Annotated in this window: 23 protein-coding genes and 1 riboswitch; of the genes, 15 read left to right on the forward strand and 8 right to left on the reverse strand. The window is 43.9% G+C overall.

Translation table 11 applies throughout. The annotated features are described in order from the left end of the window. The first annotated feature begins 270 nt into the window (after window positions 1-270). Complete coding sequence (locus AC6R16_RS15570) at window positions 271-681, forward strand: VCBS domain-containing protein (protein WP_425667501.1); 411 nt, start codon at window positions 271-273, stop codon at window positions 679-681. Between the two features lie 12 nt (window positions 682-693). Here the strand turns inward: AC6R16_RS15570 and AC6R16_RS15575 are convergent, their stop codons facing one another. Both AC6R16_RS15575 and AC6R16_RS15580 read right to left on the reverse strand, forming a co-directional pair. Then, window positions 694-1,584 (reverse strand): LysR family transcriptional regulator, encoded by an 891-nt coding sequence (locus tag AC6R16_RS15575; RefSeq protein WP_500674960.1) that lies wholly within the window; start codon window positions 1,582-1,584, stop codon window positions 694-696. A gap of 95 nt (window positions 1,585-1,679) precedes the next feature. Next, window positions 1,680-2,510: an HDOD domain-containing protein gene (locus AC6R16_RS15580; RefSeq protein ID WP_004747412.1), complete on the reverse strand. Its 831-nt coding sequence runs from the start codon at window positions 2,508-2,510 to the stop codon at window positions 1,680-1,682. 167 nt (window positions 2,511-2,677) lie between these two features. Then, window positions 2,678-2,787: riboswitch (TPP riboswitch) on the forward strand. Between the two features lie 100 nt (window positions 2,788-2,887). Between AC6R16_RS15580 and thiD the strand changes: the two genes are divergently transcribed. The 7 genes from thiD (at window position 2,888) to AC6R16_RS15615 (ending at window position 8,894) form a co-directional block, all read left to right on the forward strand. Beyond that, window positions 2,888-3,718 (forward strand): bifunctional hydroxymethylpyrimidine kinase/phosphomethylpyrimidine kinase, encoded by an 831-nt coding sequence (gene thiD, locus AC6R16_RS15585; protein WP_500674961.1) that lies wholly within the window; start codon window positions 2,888-2,890, stop codon window positions 3,716-3,718. Further along, on the forward strand, window positions 3,708-4,454 hold the full coding sequence (locus AC6R16_RS15590) for an ABC transporter ATP-binding protein (protein WP_500674962.1): 747 nt from the start codon (window positions 3,708-3,710) through the stop codon (window positions 4,452-4,454). The genes thiD and AC6R16_RS15590 overlap by 11 nt, the downstream gene beginning before the upstream one ends. Continuing rightward, window positions 4,447-5,247 (forward strand): ABC transporter permease, encoded by an 801-nt coding sequence (locus tag AC6R16_RS15595; RefSeq protein ID WP_500639960.1) that lies wholly within the window; start codon window positions 4,447-4,449, stop codon window positions 5,245-5,247. The genes AC6R16_RS15590 and AC6R16_RS15595 overlap by 8 nt, the downstream gene beginning before the upstream one ends. Window positions 5,248-5,261: 14 nt before the next feature. Continuing rightward, window positions 5,262-6,212, forward strand: a complete 951-nt coding sequence (locus AC6R16_RS15600; protein ID WP_500674963.1) for an ABC transporter substrate-binding protein — start codon at window positions 5,262-5,264, stop codon at window positions 6,210-6,212. Continuing rightward, the gene (tenA, locus tag AC6R16_RS15605; protein WP_500674964.1) at window positions 6,212-6,877 is read left to right on the forward strand and encodes a thiaminase II; all 666 of its coding nucleotides are present in this window, start codon (window positions 6,212-6,214) and stop codon (window positions 6,875-6,877) included. The genes AC6R16_RS15600 and tenA overlap by 1 nt, the downstream gene beginning before the upstream one ends. Before the next feature lie 178 nt (window positions 6,878-7,055). After that, a complete protein-coding gene (locus tag AC6R16_RS15610) occupies window positions 7,056-8,018 on the forward strand; it encodes a sensor domain-containing diguanylate cyclase (protein ID WP_500674965.1) in 963 nt (320 codons plus the stop codon). Between the two features lie 108 nt (window positions 8,019-8,126). Then, window positions 8,127-8,894 carry a phosphatase PAP2 family protein gene (locus tag AC6R16_RS15615; protein WP_500639964.1) on the forward strand — a complete coding sequence of 256 codons (768 nt, stop codon included), beginning with the start codon at window positions 8,127-8,129 and terminating at the stop codon, window positions 8,892-8,894. A 66-nt stretch (window positions 8,895-8,960) separates the two neighbouring features. On the opposite strand, the gene AC6R16_RS15620 is transcribed toward AC6R16_RS15615, so the two are convergent. After that, window positions 8,961-9,152 (reverse strand): hypothetical protein, encoded by a 192-nt coding sequence (locus tag AC6R16_RS15620; protein ID WP_500639965.1) that lies wholly within the window; start codon window positions 9,150-9,152, stop codon window positions 8,961-8,963. A gap of 332 nt (window positions 9,153-9,484) precedes the next feature. On the opposite strand from AC6R16_RS15620, the gene AC6R16_RS15625 reads away from it, so the two are divergent. Together AC6R16_RS15625 and AC6R16_RS15630 are read left to right on the forward strand one after the other, a co-directional pair. Further along, window positions 9,485-9,943 (forward strand): MarR family winged helix-turn-helix transcriptional regulator, encoded by a 459-nt coding sequence (locus AC6R16_RS15625; protein ID WP_500639966.1) that lies wholly within the window; start codon window positions 9,485-9,487, stop codon window positions 9,941-9,943. Window positions 9,944-10,469: 526 nt separating this feature from the next. Beyond that, window positions 10,470-11,699 (forward strand): hypothetical protein, encoded by a 1,230-nt coding sequence (locus AC6R16_RS15630; RefSeq protein ID WP_004747311.1) that lies wholly within the window; start codon window positions 10,470-10,472, stop codon window positions 11,697-11,699. Window positions 11,700-11,770: 71 nt separating this feature from the next. Here the strand turns inward: AC6R16_RS15630 and AC6R16_RS15635 are convergent, their stop codons facing one another. Then, window positions 11,771-12,061: a hypothetical protein gene (locus AC6R16_RS15635; protein ID WP_500674966.1), complete on the reverse strand. Its 291-nt coding sequence runs from the start codon at window positions 12,059-12,061 to the stop codon at window positions 11,771-11,773. Window positions 12,062-12,161: 100 nt separating this feature from the next. Further along, window positions 12,162-13,037, reverse strand: coding sequence for a LysR family transcriptional regulator (locus AC6R16_RS15640; RefSeq protein ID WP_500674967.1), 876 nt, complete (start codon window positions 13,035-13,037; stop codon window positions 12,162-12,164). Window positions 13,038-13,137: 100 nt separating this feature from the next. Here AC6R16_RS15640 and AC6R16_RS15645 point away from each other — a divergent pair, with 100 nt between their 5' ends. From AC6R16_RS15645 to AC6R16_RS15655, 3 genes are all read left to right on the forward strand, one after another. Next, window positions 13,138-13,509 (forward strand): nuclear transport factor 2 family protein, encoded by a 372-nt coding sequence (locus tag AC6R16_RS15645; RefSeq protein WP_500674968.1) that lies wholly within the window; start codon window positions 13,138-13,140, stop codon window positions 13,507-13,509. Between the two features lie 224 nt (window positions 13,510-13,733). After that, complete coding sequence (locus AC6R16_RS15650) at window positions 13,734-14,342, forward strand: hypothetical protein (protein ID WP_500674969.1); 609 nt, start codon at window positions 13,734-13,736, stop codon at window positions 14,340-14,342. Window positions 14,343-14,540: 198 nt separating this feature from the next. Next, a complete protein-coding gene (locus tag AC6R16_RS15655; RefSeq protein WP_004747319.1) occupies window positions 14,541-15,026 on the forward strand; it encodes a VOC family protein in 486 nt (161 codons plus the stop codon). A 51-nt stretch (window positions 15,027-15,077) separates the two neighbouring features. Here the strand turns inward: AC6R16_RS15655 and AC6R16_RS15660 are convergent, their stop codons facing one another. After that, window positions 15,078-16,151, reverse strand: coding sequence for a permease (locus AC6R16_RS15660; protein WP_500674970.1), 1,074 nt, complete (start codon window positions 16,149-16,151; stop codon window positions 15,078-15,080). Window positions 16,152-16,564: 413 nt separating this feature from the next. Between AC6R16_RS15660 and AC6R16_RS15665 the strand changes: the two genes are divergently transcribed. Next, on the forward strand, window positions 16,565-17,812 hold the full coding sequence (locus AC6R16_RS15665) for a peptidoglycan DD-metalloendopeptidase family protein (RefSeq protein ID WP_500674971.1): 1,248 nt from the start codon (window positions 16,565-16,567) through the stop codon (window positions 17,810-17,812). Here AC6R16_RS15665 and AC6R16_RS15670 read toward each other — a convergent pair. After that, entirely contained in the window at window positions 17,790-18,776 is a 987-nt protein-coding gene (locus tag AC6R16_RS15670) for a LysR family transcriptional regulator (RefSeq protein WP_500674972.1), read from the reverse strand. The genes AC6R16_RS15665 and AC6R16_RS15670 overlap by 23 nt on opposite strands. 108 nt (window positions 18,777-18,884) lie before the next feature. Between AC6R16_RS15670 and AC6R16_RS15675 the strand changes: the two genes are divergently transcribed. Further along, on the forward strand, window positions 18,885-19,829 hold the full coding sequence (locus AC6R16_RS15675) for an NADP-dependent oxidoreductase (RefSeq protein WP_500674973.1): 945 nt from the start codon (window positions 18,885-18,887) through the stop codon (window positions 19,827-19,829). A gap of 3 nt (window positions 19,830-19,832) precedes the next feature. Here AC6R16_RS15675 and AC6R16_RS15680 read toward each other — a convergent pair whose 3' ends face one another. Further along, window positions 19,833-20,558 (reverse strand): glutamine amidotransferase, encoded by a 726-nt coding sequence (locus AC6R16_RS15680; protein ID WP_500674974.1) that lies wholly within the window; start codon window positions 20,556-20,558, stop codon window positions 19,833-19,835. Window positions 20,559-20,668: the final 110 nt, after the last annotated feature.

Consider the following 20,668-nt stretch of genomic DNA (forward strand, 5'->3'; position numbering starts at 1 on the left):
ATAATTACAGGGGGAGCAATGAGCTCCTCCTTTTAGTTATAGACGGTGAAATTCAATGTGAGAATGATATTTTCATTTTGGCTCTATAACTCTTGTTTTGCTTCCCATTTTGAGAATGCAGATAGCGAATTTTTTGCGGAAATATTATCTATTTGAAAATACGAAGTTATATACACCTTGTTGAGTATTTCTGTTTTGGCATGCACATTGCGTTGGTAGAAGATATGAACGCTCACATTGGTTGAGTCTAGATATCTTAAGGAGAACGTTATGGCTTACCTAAACCAAATGACCAATAACACCCATATGGCGAACTCTTTTGGTGCACCGTCGGGCGATGCGAGCCTACTATCAATGGTACAGCGTGACTTCTCCCCATTGCTGTTTGACTCCGGTATGTTCTCGATAAGTGGAGAAAACCGTCGTCGCATTCGTTTCAACCCTAAGAGTGTCACTGCAAAGGTTGGCACATTAGGCTCTTTAGTTATTGACGAGTCCGGTCACTGGGATTATTCGGTCTATAGCATTAAAACCCAGTACTTAGTGATGGGGGAAAGAAAGATTGAAACCTTCTTCTTGCGTTCGACAGACGGTAATCGCTTTGCTGTGACGATTGTGCTTGTTGGCGATAATGGTGGCGCTTCGATTGAAGAGTTAGAAACCACGATCAGTTTTGGCTAACGAACGTACATTTTACTGCTGAAAATGTTGCACCACTTCGTTTTTAATAGTTTCAAAGCGCTTCGGTAGCTGGCGATGTTTTTTAGTCAAGAAGTATAAGGTCTCTACCACTTCATTACTTGGCTCGAAGATAGAAATTCGTTCGCTCTCGACAAACGAATCGAGTGCGCTTTTGGGCAAGACGGTAAATCCTAATCCATTGGCAACAGGCAGCAAGATTTGGCTCAACTGATTGATGTAGCCAGTGACCGGAATATCATCGATATTCATTTTCTCCAGTTCAGACTCCCCGCATTGAGCAAAGTAAATCGAAAGGTAGTGAATCGCATCAGGGTGTTGGATTAGCCCAATTTCCTTCAAGCTCTCTTGGCTTAAATCTTTGGCTGCATGCGCTTTCGGTAATAGTAAACACAGTGGCTCCTTACCTAACACTTCTGATTCAAAGCGAGAATCAGATGGAATTTGTGTCACAATCCCAATATCTGTCACACCAGTTAGGACATCCGCAACAATTTTGTGATGAGGTGCGGCCTCTAGTCTTGATATGAGCTGCGAGTATTTACATTGTAAATTGAGTAGATGTGGGTAGAGCAATAGTGCCAGCGAACCCGAACAAGACAGCGAAACATCACCTGAAAAAGGGTCTTCCATGTTTAAAGAGCTAAGCAGTTCAGACTCTTGTCGCTCAAGCTGAATCGCATGTTGGTAAACACTACGGCCAGCTTCCGTAACTTCAAAACTTTTGTTGTGCCTTTCAATTAATGGATAGCCGCAAGCTTGCTCGAGTTTTTTGATATGTTGACTAACACCAGGCTGAGTCATAAACAGCTTCTCAGCAGTTTTGGTAAAGTGGCCTGTATCGAGCAGGGTAACGAAGGTTTTGAGCCAGACAGGGTTAATCATCGTACTTTCTCATAACATAAAATTATCGAGATTAGTTTATGCGATAACAGAGGTTTCTGATAGAAAAAAGGCGAGCCGTACGCTCACCTTATGTTTTACGCGGCGTTTAAGTGGGAGGCGAGGTCACGACCATTGCCTCGATATTTGTCGATTGTTGGTGCAAAGGCAGCTGAAATATGCAACAAGCGAGAGTCCGGGTGTTCGGTAAGGTAGCGAGCTTTGCCTTCTTCGCTTTCGAGCAGATCCCAGTCGCGATGAATCGAACGGGCCAAATGAAGAGTGGTGGCCATTTTAGGAGAAATCTCGGCATCTCGTGGCTCCGCAAAATTTGCAATGGCGTCGACCATGTCATCAGGGAAGCGCCAAGTTTTGGCTAGTTTTGCTCCAAGAGTAGGTGCTGTGATATCTAATATTTCTTCCTGAACCGCAATGGCACTTTCACCCGCTTCGGCTCTTTCTGCAATGGCTTTTGCTTGCTCTGGAACTAACGTATGAATCATCAACTCGCCAATGTTGTGTAATACGCCCGTTGTGAAAACTTCATTGCTATCCATGCCTGTCTCAACGGCAATTTTGCTAGCAATAATCGACACTTCGAACGTTTCTTCCCAGTATTTATCCATATCTAATGTTTTAATTCTAGGGAAGGCACTAGAGAGAACTGAAGCGACAACTAATGTTCTCACGGGGCCTGTTCCAACTCGAAGTAAGGCTTCATTTATCGAAGATACGCTTTTGCTTCCTCCAAAATGAGCTGAATTGGCAAGACGGAGCAATCTAGCGCTAAGAACTTGATCCGTTGCTATTTTATTCGCTAGTTCTTTAAAGTCGACATCACTTGTGTTGACCATATCGAGAAGCTCTTGAAGTACCTTCTGGATTCTCGGTAACTCGTTCAGTCGAGATAGTAGTGCCTCCTGGCTCATAGCTCTCTCCTTAATTCCATGTGAGCTAAGTTACTATAGTTCAGAAACTTATCCTGTTACAAAGATAAGCAATCAATACCATATGTGCGGGCTAATGTTTTGTTTGTTTTTTGTAGCATCGCACCAAATAAGTGATGCACTAAATTTACTTTTATTGTTATCATCTGCGGAAATAGTCGGGGAGCCTACCCAATAGGGAAAGGGCTGAGATCGCGAAGCGAGACCCGTTGAACCTGATTCAGTTAGCACTGACGTAGGGAACTATGCACACTAATTCCATTTCTCGGGTTTAGTGTACTCGCATTCGATAGTAAGTCTCTTTATGAGCGTTCTTTTCGTGGTCGAGAGTTCCTATACGTCTTGTAGTAGGAGCATCTATGCCACATTCACAAGACACAACACCTATTGTATTAACCATTGCTGGCTCTGACAGCGGTGGCGGCGCAGGCATCCAAGCGGATATTAAAGCGATGTCAGCGACAGGCAGTTACGCGTGCTCTGTCATTACAGCCATTACTTCGCAAAACACCCGAGGCGTGACCGCCATTCACCCGATTCCATTAGCGCATATTGAAAGCCAGCTCGATGCTGTATTTACTGATTTGAATGTCGTCGCGGTTAAGGTTGGTATGCTGGCTGATGCCGAAATCATCAAGGTTGTGGCGGCTAAAATACGTCAATACCAACCTAAGCATCTCGTGGTTGATCCTGTCATGGTTGCAACAAGCGGTGATCTATTACTAGAACAATCGGCAATCTCTACGCTCAAACAAGAACTGCTACCACTCGCGGATCTTATTACCCCGAACCTGCCTGAAGGGGCGGCTCTGATTGGTGGTGAGGTTCCTCAAGATGAAGAGCAAATGGGGGCGATGATCGAGTCATTACGCACGCTTGGGGCGAAAGCAGTGCTGCTTAAAGGTGGGCACTTAGAGAAAGACCAAAACAGTAATGATCTCCTTATTGAGCAAGAAAGCAGTGAGTTATTGAGCGCAAAACGTGTCGCGACCAAAAATACGCACGGTACAGGTTGCACCCTCTCTTCTGCCATTGCTTCATACCTTGCTCAAGGTAACCGTCTTCATAAAGCGGTGTATCTTGGTAAGCAATATATCTCTCAAGCCATTGCGCACGCCGATCAGTTAGATGTGGGTCAAGGTCATGGCCCAGTGAACCACTTTTTCTGTGGCCACACCAATGTGCGCTAAAGCGATCGGGATAGAGCTCAAGGCGTCACAGCTTCGCTATCTCGATAGCCCAACCCCGACCCTAACTGGCTTAGATATGCACATCCCAGCTGGGAAGTGGACAAGTCTGCTAGGTCGAAGCGGCTGCGGTAAAACCACGTTGTTGCGCTATTTAGCGGGTTTACTTGATAGCAAAGTGGAATGGAAGGGGACCCTTAAGCTAAGCCAAGGGCAAGACTTACATGAGCAAATTGCCTACATGGCCCAGCAGGACCTATTACTGCCTTGGTTAAATGTCATAGATAACGTTATGTTAAGCCGTAACTTTGGTGCGCAAAATGTTAAGCATGACAAAGCACTTCAGTTGCTTGAACAGGTTGGGTTAGCTGCCCATGTTAATAGTATGCCTGCTCAGTTATCTGGGGGAATGCGTCAGCGTGTTGCCCTTGCGCGTACACTGATGCAAGACAAGCCTGTTGTGCTAATGGATGAGCCTTTTTCAGCGCTAGATGCCGTCACGCGCCATAAGTTGCAATCCTTGTCTGCCACGTTACTCAAGGGCAAAACCGTTGTGCTGATTACCCACGATCCCCAAGAAGCAGTACGTTTATCGGATGCGCTCTATTTGCTTCAGGGTGTACCTGCTTATGCGCACTCGTTGGACGTTCCTGCCTCACTGCCTCCGCGCGAGATAGATGGTGAGTGCGCAGCTTTGCAGCGAAGTATTCTAGACAGGTTGGAGCAAGACTATGAGTAAGGTATCGAATCTAGAACTTACGTTGCCTAATAAGAGAATCAACGCTCAGGTGACACATCCAATGGTGCGTATGACGGTTAGCCTGTTGGTGATTTTGGGCATTTGGCACAGCGTTGTGGTTTTGTTTGATATACCAAGCTTCATTTTGCCTGCTCCGCTAGATGTCTTCGAGCGATTGATTTCACGTTTTGATGTACTCATGAAACACACTCTTGTTACTGGGCAAGAAATCATACTGGGTTTACTGCTTGGCCTCTCTATGGGGCTTATCTTTGCACTGCAAATGTTGCTGTTTAAACCATTAAAACGTTGGTTGTTACCCATGCTTATTGCGAGCCAAGCAATTCCGGTGTTTGCCATTGCGCCTGTACTGATGCTTTGGCTTGGGTACGGCATCGCGTCCAAGGTGGTGATGGCGGCAATCATTATCTTCTTTCCTGTGACCACTTGTTGCTATGACGGTTTGCGCAATACACCAACGGGTTATCTCGATCTCGCCAAGACAATGGGAGCAAGTAAATGGCAGCTATTAAGACACATACAACTCCCTGCTGCGCTGCCAACTTTGGCCTCAGGTATTCGAGTTGCCGTTGTGATTGCACCGATAGGTGCCGTAGTCGGAGAGTGGGTCGGTTCAAGTGCGGGTCTTGGCTACCTAATGCTTCAAGCGAATGCACGCATGATCATCGATGAAATGTTCGCCGCATTATTCATCCTCGCTCTGCTTTCCGTTTCTCTCTATTTCATTACAGACAAACTACTTAAAAAATTTATTCCTTGGGAAAATCAATAAAGAAAGGATACTCCGTGAAAATAACCAAAAAAATCAGTGCAGTGGCACTACTCACCTCACTATTATCAGCGAATGCCATTGCAGAAGAGAAGAAGCTCACTCTAATGCTCGATTGGTTTGTTAACCCTAACCATGGGCCAATCGTCATTGCTAAAGAGCGTGGTTACTTTAAACAGCAAGGTATAGAAGTAGAGATCCAAGAACCTGCCGATCCAAGCACGCCGCCAAAACTTGTCGCGGCGGGCAAAGTCGATTTAGCGATTTCCTACCAACCCAGCTTGACCATTGATGTCGCTGCCGGATTACCACTGATTCGCTCAGCGACACTGATTGCGACGCCACTTAACACCTTGATGGTGCTAGATAACGGCAAGAACGACAATCTGGCTGACCTAAAAGGCAAAAACATAGGTATTGCGATTGCGGGCAACGAAGAAGCCACCATCGGTACTATGCTGAGCCAAGAGGGTGTGAAGTTTTCAGACGTGAACATCATCAATGTTGGTTGGGCGCTCTCTTCTTCATTGGCATCGGGCAAGGTTGATGCGATTTGGGGCGGTTTGCGTAACTTTGAAACCAACCAACTTGCGCTAGAGGGTTACAAAGCGAAAGCCTTCTACCCAGAGGAGCACGGCGTGCCTGCTTACGATGAGTTAGTATTTGTCGCTAATGCGAAAACCCATGATGCTGAAGCCATCAAGTCATTCAACAAAGCGTTGGAGCAAGCAACTACCTATATCGTTAACCACCCGCAAGCCTCTTGGAAACAGTTTGTCGCTTACGCACCAGATACCTTGAATAATGAACTTAACCAACGTGCTTGGAATGATACCTTAACTCGTTTTGCGCTGCGCCCATCTGCGGTCGACCTTAAGCGTTATGATGACTACGCCGAGTTTATGTACTCGCAAAATCTGATTGAGACACTGCCAAAAGCAGCGGACTACGTACCGGAGTTTAACTAATGAAGTACCAAGACCTCATCGAAGCTTGTGAGTCTGATTGGCAAGAGTACACCGAGCATGCTTTTGTACAGCAGCTTGCATTGGGCACTTTGCCTCAACCTTGTTTTTTGCACTATCTCAAGCAGGATTTCTTGTTCCTAAAACAATATGCTCGCGCTTATGCCTTGGCGATATACAAAGCGCGTAACCTTGAAGATATGCGCCGCGCTTTGCCAAGTGTCCATGCTTTGCTTGATTCAGAAATCGGCCACCATGTGACTTACTGTGGTCAGTGGGGCCTGACAGAATCTGATTTAGAGAATGAGCCTGAAGACTTTGGAACGGTAGCATACACTCGCTATGTGCTTGATGCAGGAATGACGGGCGATCTTGTCGAGTTGTATGCTGCGCTTGCTCCTTGTTCGATTGGCTACGCGGTGATCGGTAAGGCCTTGAATGAAAGTGATACGACTAAACTAGAAGGCAATGCATACCGCAGTTGGATAGAGCTGTATGGTGGTGAAGAGTTTCAATCTGGCGTTGAACAAGGTTCAGATCATTTTAACCAATTGCTAGAAGAGATTGATATCAACAGCCAACGCGGCCAGAACCTGATTCAGGTATTTAAAACGGCAACGCGCATGGAAGTGGCATTTTGGCAGCAAGGGCTAGACGTCAAAATCTAATCCAATCCAAATGAAAATTAAGGGCTTGAGTGCACCTGGTATTCAAGCCCTTGTCTTTATTGCTGATAGATTTGTTATCTCAAGCTGCATAAATTGAAATTTGTTGGTCAACTTTCAGGCATCTTCATCCTTGACTGCTAAGATTTTTAGTATGTTTTTGCAAAATTCTTGATGACCAATGCAAGTACCCAATAAGCCAGATAATGAAGCTCAGCGTCTCAATGAACTTGAGCAGCTTGAAATTCTAGATACCGATTCAGAAGAGCGTTTTGACCGTGTGACTAGGTTGGCTAAAAGATTGTTCGATGTGCCAATCGCTGTCGTGAGCCTTGTCGATAGCGATCGTCAATGGTTTAAGTCTTGCTACGGGATTGATGCGCGAGAAACACCGCGTGATATTTCATTTTGTGGTCATGCTATCCTGGGCACTGAACCTTTCATCATTTCTGATGCAACGAAAGATGAGCGGTTTGCTGACAATCCTCTAGTTATTGGTGAGCCGGGCGTGCGATTTTACGCTGGTGTTCCTCTTGTCCACCATGATAACTCTATGCTTGGTACCTTGTGTGTGATTGATACTAAGCCTCGCCAGTTTAATCAAGAGCAAGTGAACGACCTTGTCGATTTGGCTAAGATTGTAGAGCAAGAGTTAGCAACCAGAGTGACAGCAACCACAGATCCATTGACCCAAATATCTAATCGACGAGGTTTTTCTTCATTAGGAGAAAAGCTACTCGAATACTGCCGATTTGGTGGTTTCCCCGTCTCTTTGGCCTATTTCGACCTAGACAATTTCAAGCTGCTGAATGACCAATTCGGGCATCAAGTGGGGGACGAAGCACTGAAGCAGTTTACGCAATTGTTGCAGTCTTCCTTTAGAGAGTCGGATGTTTACGCGCGCATGGGCGGAGATGAGTTTGTCGTCTTAATGTCGGGCACCACCGAAATGGTCGCGCACATCGCTATTGATCGCTTTACACAAGCAGTCGAAGCGTTTAATCAAGACCCGAGTCACTTATATCAGTTAGGATTCAGTGTTGGCATTGCTTCGTCTAAAGTGCTTAACGACACAACCTTGGAGTCTTTATTGAATATTGCCGATCAACGTATGTTGCGAGTAAAGGACACAAATAGAGGGTAACGTCGTCAATCAACACGAAATTTCATTAAATTGACATTGTATTGATAAATTTTCCACGCCTTCTCGACTAAAATTCAGCTTCGTTTCTAGCTGTTGTGAATCCCTATCGTGAAAAACTTCATTCAAAACAAACGTGAAGGCCTGATGTTGCTTGTCGCTTTCTTACTCGTTGTTGCACCAATGTCGTTGTTTGTTAGCCACATTGATTTATTGAGTGAAGTATCTGATGTAACCGGGCTAGGTTATACCTTGTTGACAGATTCGGCAGGCTCGAAAGGATTCTTAATTACTCTCTCCCTACTTATATTAGCCACTTGGAAGATAGTGGGTACCAACTCACAGTTTCTAAGTAAACTGGTTCAGCTTGGTATTATTTTAGTGATTGGTTTTGCGGCAAAAACGGGACTTAAGCATATTACTGAAAGTCCACGTCCTTATACCGAGCTACTTTCGCATCAACTCTTGATCCCTCAGCCCGCTCATTTTTACAAGCTAGATACCGTACAAAAAGCAGAGGTGATCAATCAAATCTCACAGCAGGTGACGACTTGGCGTACTCGCCATTGGCAAGGGGAAAAAGATTACTCTTTCCCATCCGGTCACACGATTTTCGCTGCGATTTGTTTGGCATTTTTCGGTGGTCTATTTTGGCAAAACAAACAATATGGATTGGTAGCTGTCGTCAGTGTGTGGGCGATAGGCGTCGCCTATAGTCGATTGTGGCTTGGAATGCACCGACCGATTGATCTTGTTGGCTCTATTCTGTTTGTGGGGATGGTGTATTTGTTAGTACCGAGTCTAGACAAACTTGTTAATAGACTTTGGCCGATGTTAGAAGGTCACTTGCTGGTTAAAGGCAAGCAAGCAAAACGTTGATATGAGCCTCCAGTAATCGAACAGACTACTGGGGGCTGTTGTATTAGTCGGTAAGGAAGCCGTTGTTTATTGGCATGCTGCTATCTTTTTCGCTTCATGTTGGATGATGTTTTGCAGTTCCTCTTTTAGCTCATCAAACTGCTGTTGCTGCATTTCTTGATGATTGTCGATTTCAGAAGAAATCCATAGCGTAGACCAGACAATACAGATTACTGTGATAATGATGTCTTTTAGAGTCACTTTGAGTTCAAAAGTCATGCTTCCTCATAATGTACACTGTTTTTTATCGGCCGTATTTTGCAGTTATCTTAGTTTGGTGTCAAATTAATGAGAGTGTGTCTAGGGTGGTTTGTCTCACTATCTCATCACTTAGCATTACTCCAATCGTGATACCTGTGGTGGCGGTGGAAATTGATAACCGCTCAATGATTACCCTCACTTATAAGAGTGATGAATCGAACAATCATCAACACATATGCATATCTGGTAGCACAAATTCACAAATTTAATGATAAAGTGTGCTGGAAATGCTTTCGTATCGAACTAATAAATGGATAATAGGGCAGATAACATAAATTGGAATGATCACAATGTCTGAAGAATCAAATAAACTATTTGAAACCACTGTAGGTATGAGCTTTATCGCTACCCGTATGGTTCAGAACTCCATTCAAAACAAAATTTCGAAACTTCGCGATGATGTGAATTTTGAGCAAATGCTAGTACTGATGGAACTAGACTATGAAGATGGCCTTAGACCAAGTGTTATCGCAGAACGTTTGCATCGCAGTAAAGGGACAATGACCAGTCTTATTCGTCATGCAGAAAAGAATGAACTGATTGCGAGTGCGAAAGATCCAAGCCACAAAAATGCCAAGCGTTTGTTTTTGACGCTGAAAGGTAAAAAGGTACACGATCAATTAGCACAAATGATTCGTGACGAAATGAGCTTTGCGACTCAAGATCTGAATGATGAAGAACGCAAGCATGTTTTCTCTGCGATGGAAAAAATCATTCTTCGTTATAAGCCAGATTTTTACGAGATATAACGAAGCGGTTTTGATTAAGGGTGCAATAGTGCACCCTTTTTGTTACTCGTTCATCTCGCATCTACGAGATGTATTGCAAGATATGATAAGCGCAAGTCGACAAGCTTATCACTAGCAGTGGAAACGGAAGCTGAATAATTGCGTTCTGTTTGTTCATATTTGCGTCCTCACCTACCGAACCTCTTTATTGTAGAAGCTTATTGTCACTATTGGTTTTATAGATAGCTTATAACCTCTTTTATACCAATGTTACCTCATGTTCTTTTATTTTTAAATCAATAATGATTCATTTAATTTCACCAATGACACTTCTGGGGCTTTGCGTTTTCGATTGTGACTTTCTTGTCAGGCGATTTTGATTTACTAGGTTGCTCTGGTGATATCGAATGGAACCCATTCCACATCATTTGTCTAAACAGACCACCTTATTCGCAAAAAAATGTATTATTCTTGCAAATGTATAAATAACATTAATGTAAGCAATCAATTTATAGTTGGTTGTGTCTGATTTTGTTGCGAGGCTTGCATGCAGGTAAAAATTCTAAAACGTCTGATCAAAGACAAAATGTTTGGTAAAACAAAAAATACTGCGTTGGATGTTCAAGTAGCCCAAATGGCAGATGCGCGAATGGGGGCCATGTATATGTTAGCGAGTACTGAGATCTCGAAGGTTTCAGCATTCTCTAACGCTCATTTCTTCGACAACTTTGTCATTGGCTCCGAGCCACTAAGCGATCTCAAATCGGCAGCATCAGGTCTTCTAGATAAAACCAATGCGATCAACAAACTGCAGCAAACCAAAGCAGGGAAAAAGATCGTTGGCGCGGCTAAAGTTGTCGGCGATACCGCAAGTGCAGTGGTGACTAAAGTTAAACAGGTGATTTCTGACTTTTTCCGTATGCTAATGAACAAAGCGCGTAACATCTATGGTGATTTACTCTATGGTGTTGAGTGGTTTGCTGACTTTGCAACTTGGATGACCGGAGAGTTTGCCGGAAACTTTTCAAGCTTTATCCCAGGATGGGGCTACGTTCAGAGTGCTTCCGATATCTACTCGGGTGTAAAACAAGCAGTATGTAAATCTAAAGATCTCATTACGCAAGTGTATGCAGGCCGTGGTGTTGAACTATTGGGCGGCCACCCAAGCATTATTGCCAATGCTTTGGCTCGCCATTCTGCGACAGGCGCATTAGGTGGAATTAAAAATGCAGCGGTCGGTATCACTAAGATAGGTTTAGAGGCTGCGGGCGATGCGTTTGCTGGTGTGGGTACATTAGTGAGCGTATTAACTGGATTGTTTGAACGTATCGTTAAGCTGGTGGATTACATGATCCAACGCTGCTTAGTGGGCAAGGTACTTAAACGCGCTAAGAAAGAGTGGTCCAATCGCAATGCGAATGGCAGCTTAGTTCAGGATCACAAAAGATTTTCAGAGTGGTTCCAAAGTGCAGTCATCACTACGCCTATCATTGCGGCTTTAGTCATGGGAAGCGGATTTGTCGCTCACCCCTATAAGTTTGCCCAGTTGTTGACGCCAAAACTTGAGGTTATCTCTCAAGGGGAATTTGATAAAGCGGTGGTCTACATTGATAAGCTAAAATCCCTCTCAAGCAAATACGTTCAAGAATATGTCGATAGCTACAGCGTGGACTTTACCAGCAGTGATGGTGTTGTGACAGCACGTTTAAATGAGCTTAAGAATGGCAAAGGGATTTTGGATGGGCATGAGTTTGTTGTGAAGAAAACAACGCCTTAATCGTTAGCCTATATAAGAATTTAGCCATATCAAATCTCAGCTTTGATATGGCTTTTGAACGTTAGCACTGCTCAGAGATCGCGCATTAAGGTCTCAAACTCTTCACTCGCTTGGTCGATCAAACGATTTATCTCTTCTGCATCTCTATTGTCTAATTCCAACTGCCATGGTTTTTTATTTTGTTTGCCACACAATCGCGTGTGACCACCGACCTTTTGAAATGACAGTTCAGTAAACTCCGATTGATGATGTTGCTTGTTTTCCATGATCTCTACGTCAATCAGACCGATAGGATTAATCTCAACATGGGCATGGGAGTGGTTCACATCGATTAGTTCGTATTCTCTATGTACTGAAATCACGGCATTCTCCTTACTCTAGTCACTGACGTTTTAAACAAGTGTAGGCGATCAATTTTGAATGATTAGTGAAATAAATAAGAATATTGATGCAGGTTAATTTCTACTCGTTTTTACCTGAGTAAAAACTTATTAGCTGCTCTTCAATTGCATCGCTTGCCATTAAAACAGCAATAGGTGGCGTTCTTGAATATGGGTGTAAGGCGTAAACATTCGTACTAGGAAGTGCATAATTAGGTAAACAAGGACAGAGCTCGGGGTATTGAGAAAGTACAAACTCAGGCACGATACCTATTCCCATACCGTGAGCGATCATGGCAGCAACTTGATTAATGGTATTGACTCTATGCTTAGCTAGGAAATGGTGTTCAACGGTATCTCCAGTCGAAATGGAGTGCATAGTGTGAGTGATCTGTTTGCCTTGCCAGTGGTTAGCGATGTAATTTGCGTCTTTGAAGGCTATTTTGCATGAGGCTTTCTGGCACAAAACGTCGCGAAATGCGCCTATTTTCCTTTGTTTATAACTGCTGTCGCCAGATTCTCCGACTCGAATAGCGAGATCAATATCATTTTGCATCAAGTCTAATTGGTCATCGTCCGCCCTTATATCGAGACAAACCTCAGGATAGGCCGCAAATGCGTGTGCTAATGCAGGAGTAATCACAGTTTCTACTAACGCATGGGGAGCCGTAATAGTGAGATTGCCGGATGGAGTCTGGTGTGTTTCTCGCATCTCGTCCCAGGCTTGATCGACAATCTTGTTCATCGCTAAGCAGTGCTGGTAGAACATCTCTCCCTGTACGGTAAGACTTTGCTTGCGAGTAGTGCGTTTAAGCAAAGTAGTGTCCAGTTCGCTTTCTAGCTGTTTGAGTGCGCCACTCAGTACTGATTTGGAAAGTTCTAGCTTATCGGCGGCCTTTGAAATTGACCCACAATCAACAATGTACATAAATAGGGTCATTTGGCGATGTTTGTTCATTTAATTGTTCTCTATTTTAGAACAGTAATTTCTTATTTGTTTGTTTTTACGTGTCAATAATAGCACTAAACTGAGCTCAATTATTGAGAGGAGAATAAAAATGAGTCAAGCCGTATTAGAAGCCTGTCAGGCAGGCATTGCAGCGTGGAAACACGCTTTCAATAACCAAGATGCGAAGGGCTGTGCGGAGCAGTACCAAGAAGGCACGATTATGCATGCTAAACCTTTTGGTCGTTTTGAAGGCCGAGAGCAGATCCAAGCCTTTTGGCAAAACATCATTGACCAAGGTTTCAGTGACGTTGCGTACACAGAGACAAGATGGGAAAAAGTGGATGAGAGCAGTTATATTCTGACGTCAAATTGGACGATGAACAAAGCATTCGGTGTGGTTCACAAGGAAGTATGGACAATTCAAGATGATGGTAAGGCCCGCTTAACTTACGACGAGTTTGAAGTACAAGGTGAACGTTAGTACCTATCAGAATGTATATCTGAACATCGACTTATCCCGATAGCAAAAAAGTCAATTTAGTGAGATTAGAACATCACACCACTGAATTGGCTTTTGTTTTATTTTCCAGTCTTAAATTTGATTTAGAATTCATGCTCTAAACTAAAGTTGTATTAACATTTTTGTAACCCCCATTAATGTGCCATGATAAAATTCAAACGTTTATTACCCGATAGGAGCCAATAATGTTTGAAGTTGTGCCTCGTAATGATCAACGCACTCCTCTGTCACTGATGAATGATCATCTTATCTCGTGCCCTGATGATCCGTGGACAACCTGTCCTTGGGTTCAAGTCGGCAGGCTTTATCTTTCCGTTACTCAGACAGCCAACTCTTCTTGGCCTACATTGGCTCGACACCTCAACCATCCCGGCGGATATGTCGTATTCTCAGGTCGACATGGTACTCAAGCAGGTCAAGCCGTTGATTCGAGTACCGGCCAGTTCAATAAAAAGTACGTCATTGAAAAGCAGTTTTATCTCGATGATTTAAAAGCGGCCAAAGAATTTGGCAGCAAAGTCGAAGTTGTGGATGTCGCGACACTCAATACGACAGAAAAACTCAAAAGTGCAACCTTAGGTAAAATAAGCCAAGGTAAAGTGGTGATTTATGCTTGGTGTCATTCGATGTTCTCAATGATGGACCATAACGAGGATATGTATGACGATATCTACAATAAAAGAAAAGGCGCAGGTCCTTTGCGAAACTATGTCGTAGAATCACGTGCAATGACGTTGGTGAATCAATCTGTCCGAGCACTCTCTACCGAATGGTACAGTTGGTCTAACGATTAAATATCTACTCAGGCTCCGAAGTAAAGGAGCCTGACTTTCCTTTGGGTTTTCTATCCCATTGCTATATACGTTTCTCTCATTTTTGTTTGATAATATTATGTTATTGTTTTTATAATTATTGATAATTTCATTTAATCAACACCAGTGCATACACTCTCTCCATCGAAACAAAACATCGCACTAATTCTGGAGAAAGTTATGAAAATGAATCACGTTGGTATCATGGTGGGTGATATGGACAAAGCGGTTGAGTTTTACACTCAAGCGTTAGGCCTGAAGATTGTCATGAATAACACTAAAGTCGTTGAAGAGCGCGAAACGGCTATTGGTCGTATGTGTATCGCCGTATTTGGTGAGGGTTTTAAAGGCTTCAATATTGCTCACTTGGTGACAACTGATGGTATCGGTGTTGAGTTATTTGAGATGAAGGAGCGTCAAGAGCGCCATGAGGTCGACTTCTCACGCTTAGGCATCTTCCATTTCTGCTTACAAACTGATGATTTCGAAGGCGTAATGGAAAAGGTCGAGCAGTTCGGTGGCAAAGTACGTATGGATGTGATGCGTTATCACCCAGAAGACGACACTAAGCCTGCAAAAATGGTTTACCTAGAAGACCCGTTTGGCAATCTATTTGAGTTGTACTCTCACACCTACGAAGAGACATATGCATCAGACTACGAGTAATGCGCTCTAAACCGAAAAAAGGATTGGCAACAATGCCAATCCTTTTTTGTATTAACCAAAGAGGAAGCTATATAGAAAGCCTGCACCTATCGCCATGCTGAGAATGACAACCAGGAAAGCAGCAATCATCTGATTTTTGAAGATAGACTTAAGTAAAATCACCTCGGTCAAACTTGCACCTGCACTACCTATGATGAGTGCCATTACTGAGCCTAATGCCATGCCTTTTTGTACTAATGCTGCACTAAGTGGAATGACTGCTTCGGCGCGAATGTACAAAGGTATACCGATAATGGCTGCGACTGGTATTGCGTACCATTTTCCTGCCCCTGCGTACTCAGCAATCAACTCAGTAGGAATAAAGCCGTAGATAAACGAACCAATAGCAATACCTAGCATTAGGTAAGGGAAGACTTGTTTAAAATCTTTCCATGTTGAGTACCAAATTTTTGCCCAACGGCTTGGTTCTTTGTTCTCAATTACAGTCGCTGTTGCTGTGCCATCTGCCGAGCAGCAAGAGACTTCAACTTTTGGTTCACTGCCGCAAGCCGTTTCTTTTGCTGCAACGGGCGCGGCCTCACCGCAGCGAGATGCTGCACATGACGACTCTGCTTTTACTGCAGGTTTATTCTCTCCGCAACTTGTGCCGCAGCTTGAAGGTTGCGCTGCTTGGTAGGCTTCTGGTTTTACATAGCGCTCAAAACCGAGTTTTTCTAGCGTATAACCTGCGACCACGGACACCAACATTGCAATAGCGAAGTAGAACAGCGCGACTTTCCAGCCAAATGTCACCACAAACAAGCCAATGATGACAGGGTTGAGGAGTGGGCTACCAAATAAGAACACCATCATTGGGCCAAACCCTGCTCTAGCTCTTAGCAGACCTTTCAAGAAAGGAATTGTTGAGCACGAACAAAATGGTGTAATCGCACCAAGTAACGCAGCGATAACATAACCCTTACCGTTGCGAGAACTTAGGATCGATTGGATCTTCTCCGGTGTTAAGAATTCTTGCAACACCCCAACAATGTAGCTAATGGCCAAAAACAGAATGATCAGTTCAGTGGCTAAAAATGCAAACATATCGAGCGCTTCGCTCGCCATGGTTATAAATTCGTTATTCATCTAAATACATCTCCAAAATCATTTCGATTATTCTCGAATTATAGAAGTGAGATGATAAAGATCAATATATATTTCCATAAAATTCGAAATAAATTACAAAGGTTTGTTTTATCAGGTAGATAGCTCTAGTTAGACAAATGAAACTAAAACGTATCGAGAGAGAATTTATTTTTTAATCATAAATGACTGTGAGTCTGGTTTTTCGGAATCGATATGTGATTTAAAACTATGCTTTTCTAACTGATTTGATGTAAATGTGATTTTGTTTGTGGTTAGTTTACGCTATTTTAGATATGAAGTTCGTTTGTGAAACTTTGGTACTGTCATTGGGAAATATTAAGTAGCAAAGATCGCATGTAAATACCACACTATAAATGTTATAACATAACATTAAGTTCTGATTTGTCTGTTTTATGAAGCTCGTTCGTCCCATACTGATTGCGGTAGCGATCACCGCCTTTTCTCTCTCTGCTGTGCTGACTTTCAAGTTTGAGCCGAAGAGTGAGCCAACTCCGATCAAAGTGACTGCTTATCAATCCTTAGAAAATGCAGTTCCAGCTACCCAGCAGCCGTCTGAAATTCGTGCTCACTACTTTGTTAAAGTCGGTGATACCTTAAGCACGATATTTTCGGCATGGAACATACCTTACGAGACGCTGCAAAGTATTCTAGAGGCCGATCTCGAGTCGCTGAAGTTAGACACGATTAAGCCGGGTGATCACCTGGAACTTGTGCTTGATAGCGATTCTAAACAACTCGCGAGTTTGATCTACCACCAAAGCTTGGTTGAAAGGGCGGTGTTTACTCGTGAGGCAGACAATAGCTTTAGCTACCGCTTTGTTGAAGAAGCGGGTGTGTGGCAGGAAAAGCTCTATGCGGGCGATATTCAGGGGAGCTTTTCGCTATCGGCTTACCGTGCGGGCTTAACGCCTAATCAGATCGCTAACATTACCCGAGTCTTACGTGACAAAGTTGATTTCGCAAAAGAATTGCGCGCTGGGGATCGTTTTAATGTGTTGGTCAAAGAGCAATATTTAGGCAGTCATCTAACGGGAAATACCGAGATACAAGGTATTGCCATTTATCTTCGCGGCAGAGAAGTCGCAGCATTCTTGGCTGAAGATGGCCGCTTTTACGACAGGCAAGGTAATAGTCTAGAGCAAGCGTTTGATCGCTACCCAGTAGCAAAACAATATCGCCGCATCACGTCTCCATTCAATCCACGACGCAAGCATCCAGTGACGGGGCGTGTTACTCCGCATAACGGCACAGACTTCGCCACTCCTGTCGGAGCGCCTGTCTACTCAACCGGTGATGGTAAAGTGATCGCGGTACGTAACCACAAATATGCGGGTAAGTATCTTGTTATCGAACACAACAGTGTTTACAAGACGCGTTACCTTCATCTTCACCGCTTTTTGGTCAAGAAAGGCCAACACGTTAAACGTGGTCAAAAGATAGCGATTGCAGGTGCTACGGGTAGGATCACAGGCCCCCACTTGCACTTTGAAGTCTTAGTACGTAACCGTGCAGTAGACCCAATGAAAGCCAATCTTCCGCTCGCGAGCTCCATTTCAAAACAAGATAAGCCGGCATTTTTGGCTCGAATCTCTGACTTTGATAGTCGAGTAGCGAGTCTTAAATTGGTGTCTGTGCGTTAATCTCGCTAAGGTTTCCTAGGTTTGAACCTGTCGATGGTGACGCCTGAAGTAGGGGTGCGGTAAAAATTTCTGAGTCATGGATGACGAGTTGCTCTATCTCATTAATTAGCCACTTCAGTGCGAGGCTAGGTTGATTTCGAGTATGCCAAGCCACCGATATAGTGGGCGATGGTACAGAAATAGGCACGGCTTTATCTACCAGTTGCCCTTTACGAATCGCCTTGCTCGCGACAGTAAACGGCATAACACAGATCAGATTCGATTCTTGGAGCAGGTCAATTGCAGATGAGAAACTATTGACTGTCATTGCTACCCTTCGCTGCTTACCCTTCTCCATAAGGCACTTGTCTACAGCTCCGCTAGGATCTCCAGATAATGAAACGAGAAGATGATCTGCGTGGCAAAATTCTTCCAGCGACAAATCTTGAGCTGCTAGGGGGTGAGAAGGGTGCATTACACAGGTAAAGTGGTTGTCGTACAAATGCTTTACTGTGATGTGACGATGTTTGGTTGGAAAATAATCCAACACTAAATCGACCTCTGCATTTAATAAAAGTTGTTCGCCATTTCCTTGAAAAGGGACAGCATAAAGATCAATTGCGTGCGCCCTTTGCTCTATGATCGCCCTGAGTTTAGGCCAAAACAAACCACTAATTCCGTCTGTTAGTGCGACCCTGACTTGGGTTGAGGAAGTCATAGGGTCAAATTTGGGAGGCGAAATGGAACCATTTATCTGGCGCAATGGATCAGCGATTTCTTGCCATAGCTTTTTCGCATAAGGAGTCGGTGTAATTCCTCTGCCCTGCTTTAAAAACAGTGGATCTCTCCAAGCATAGCGCATTCTGGAAACGGCTTTAGACACTGATGGCTGAGTCATTGCCAGTTGTTCAGCAGCAATCGTAATTGATTGCTCGCGCATAATTGCATCAAAGATAACAATCAGATTTAAATCAACTTTAGCCATATAATTCATTCCCCTGTGGAATAATGTTTATATCAACTATTAATTAGAAGAAATAGGTTAATCGCTGAATACTGAAGCTGTTCTCATCACATATTAAGGAAGAAAAACATGAAAGCAGCATTTATAAAGCAATATGGGGAAGTGTCTAACCTAGAGATCGGCCAGTTGGAAAAGCCTTCAATTAAGGCAAATCAGGTGTTGATTAAGGTTGTGGCTTCGGGGGTTAATCCTGTCGATTTTCATCTGCGTAACGGCATGATGGCACAAACTGATACCCATACCTTACCTCTCGTTCTTGGATGGGATTGCGCAGGTGTTGTTGAGTCGATTGGCGATGAGGTTGAGTCATTTGCGCTTGGCGATAAGGTGCTTTCTTTTACTCCGATCTCAGGGCAAGGCACTAACGCAGAGTTTGTGGCTGTTGATGCGGATCTAGTGGTTAAAAAGCCGGATGATTTGAGTTTTGTGGAGGCGGCTGGGCTACCACTGGCTTCTGTGACTGCGTGGCAAGGATTACATCATCATGGGCGACTACAACGTGGAAACAAAGTGTTGATTCACAACGCTTCTGGCGGTGTAGGTGCATTCGCTGTTCAAATTGCAAAGGCTAAGGGGGCGTATGTTGTTGCGACAGCTTCAGCAGCAAAGCTCGAGTACATTAAAAGCTTAGGAGCGGATGAAGTCTACGATGAGCAATCGCCAGAATGGCATGCTTCAATGCGGTATGACCTTGCGTTTGTTGCAAAACCAGGCGTTTATTTACTTCATAGAACCGTTTCTTGCGTAAAGTCGGGTGGCGCGATTGTTTCTACCTTTGATGAACTTGCTGAGGGTGAAGTGGGGATATATGGCATCGCATTTAATCGTATGTGGGTTGAAAACAGTGCCAAAGACCTAGAGCAAGTCGTTAACCTCATAAAAGATAACCAACTAAAAGTTCCGATCGATACCGTCTATCCACTTGAAGATATTCAAAGTGCTCATCGCCGAAGTGAACAATATCAAGCTGTAGGCAAAATTGTTCTGGTCATCGATTCAACCCGAAAGTTCTAGTTTTTATCCATGCCTAGTGTTGAGTTTAGCTAGGCACAAACTCGCAAAGCGCTTCAGAACTTGTTGGGCGTGTGGTGTTGAGGTTACTTGCTGTTTTTTGGCCTCGATTTTCGCTTCTCCCAACTCTTCCTGAAAGTTCACAAGTACATCGAGCATGATGTCGGCAGTAAACTCGGGATGAAACTGCACGCCCCATGTGCACGCGCCGACACGAAACGCATGGTGCTGGTCCATATTGCTTTGTGCCAACCGGACAGCTTGCTTTGGTAATGTAAGTACAGATTGAAAATGGACGGCTTGAGCGTCGAAGTGTTCGGGTAGCTGGTTAAGCAACGGGTCGTCGATGCTATTTTCCAAACGGGAGATATTGACTGTACCGACTTCCAGCCCATTTGGGTTGAAGTCGACTTCTCCACCAAAAGCGTAGCTAATAAGTTGATGACCAAAGCAGATACCTAATGTTGGAACGTGAAACTCTGCGAGCTGCACAATTTCCGCTGCAAGCCGCTTCATCCAGTTGGCTTCTTCTGTCACCATGGACAGTGAACCCATGATGATCACGCCCGCGAGCACTTGCGGTTTTGGCAGTGGATTAGTGATTCCGTCGTGAAACTCGATCTCAAGCGTGGTGGAGCCAATGGCTTGCTTTGCCCACAGTTCAAAATCACCAAATTTGCTCAGTTGGCTTTCAGGGGCTGAGCCAACATTGACTATCAATAGCTTTTTCACAATCTACCTCGAATAACATCCATGCCACTTGGCTAAGTTATAGAAATGAAAGACCGATAGCAATGGATATTGAGGCAAGAAAAACCGGAACAGCAAGCTATCTGAGGGAA

Source organism: Vibrio sp. R10-SG3-ISO10, assembly GCF_059834185.1.